Origin of the sequence: Nguyenibacter vanlangensis, from assembly GCF_013376155.1 — a bacterium.
Lineage (GTDB): Bacteria > Pseudomonadota > Alphaproteobacteria > Acetobacterales > Acetobacteraceae > Gluconacetobacter > Gluconacetobacter vanlangensis.
This window is the reverse complement of the sequence record NZ_JABXXP010000661.1, coordinates 1-1,532: the sequence shown is the minus strand read 5'-3', so window position 1 is coordinate 1,532 and position 1,532 is coordinate 1. Positions and strand designations below refer to the sequence as shown.

The 1,532-nt window shown below is 70.1% G+C and carries 1 protein-coding gene; it reads left to right on the top strand.

Annotated elements, in window-relative coordinates; genetic code table 11:
- Positions 1-1,420, top strand: a 1,420-nt coding sequence (locus tag HUK84_RS17780) for a complex I subunit 4 family protein (protein ID WP_317135308.1), incomplete at its 5' end; no start/stop codon positions are given.
- Between the last annotated feature and the right edge of the window lie 112 nt (positions 1,421-1,532).

Below are 1,532 nucleotides of genomic sequence, written 5' to 3'. Positions count from 1 at the left end.
CTGGCTGGCCGATCGGCGAGGCACGGCGCCGCGCGCGGCCTGGTTCGTCAGCATCGGCACGATCGTCCTGCTGACCGCGCTGCTGGCCGTCGTCACCTGGAGCGGCCTGCGGACACAGGGTCCGTGGCTGCTGCATCTGTCCCTCCCCTGGGTGCCGGCGCTGGGCATCGCCCTGCGCTGCGACCTGGACGGGCTGGGGCTGACCCTGCTGTGGCTGACCGCGGTGCTGACCTATCCCTGCGTGGTGACGGCGGCGCGGGACGTCCGCGACAAGGCGGGACTGTTCCACCTGCTCCTGCTGCTCGCCATCGCCGGGGTGAACGGGGTCTTCATCGCCACCGACCTGTTCCTGTTCTTCTTCTTCTGGGAACTGATGCTGGTGCCGCTCTACATCCTGGTCACCCTCTGGGGGCACGAAGACCGGGCCCGCGCGGCGATCAAGTTCTTCCTGTTCACCCAGGGCAGCGGATTGCTGATGCTGCTGTCCATCCTCGGGCTGGTCATCGCCCATTTCCGGCAGAGCGGCGTCCTCACCTTCGATTATTTCGCGCTCGCGGGCACCGCGCTGCCGCCGCGGCTAGGCCTGCTGCTGGCGCTGGGCTTCTTCGCGGCGTTCGCGGTCAAGCTGCCGGTGGTGCCGCTGCATGTCTGGCTGCCCGACACCCATACCCAGGCCCCGACGGCCGGCAGCGTCCTGCTGGCGGGCGTGCTGCTCAAGACCGGCGGCTACGGCCTGATCCGCTTCGTGCTGCTGCTGTTCCCGGCCGCCTCGGCGCAACTGGCGCCCGTCGCCATGGCGCTCGGGGTCGCGGGCATCCTGTATGGTGCAGTGCTGGCGCTGGCCCAGGACGACATGAAACGGCTGATCGCCTATAGCAGCGTCAGCCACATGGGCTTCGTCCTGCTGGGCCTGTTCTCCGGCTCGGCATTGGGCCTGCAAGGCGCGGTGGTGCAGATGCTGGCCCACGGACTGAGCACCGGCGCCCTGTTCGCCATCGCCGGCGCGCTGCAGGACCGGCTCCATACGCGCGACCTGCGCAGCATGGGCGGGCTGTGGGCCGTCATCCCCCAGCTTTCGGCGATGGGGCTGGTCTTTACCGTCGCCTCCCTGGGCCTGCCGGGGCTGGGCAATTTCGTGGGCGAATTCCTGGTGCTGCTGGCGACCTGGCGGGTCAGCCCTCTCCTGGCCGGCCTGGCGGCGGCCGGACTGGTCCTTTCGGCACTCTACGGCCTGACGATGCTGGGGCGCGCCTTCATGGGGCCGCTGGCCACGCAGGAGGCCCGCCGGATCGACGATTTCGGGCCACGGGACATGGCGGTGCTCGGCGGGGCGGTCATCCTGCTGATCGCGCTGGGCCTGTATCCGCAACCCGTGGCCGATACCGCGCGCCCGGTCGCGCCGACGGCGCATGCGTCATGAGCCTCTTTCCCCCCATTCCCCTGCCGTTGCTGGTACTGGGGACCGGGATCCTGGTCATGCTGCCCTGCCTGGCGTGGCTGCGCGCCGGCAGTGCGATCGTCGCCGCGGTCAC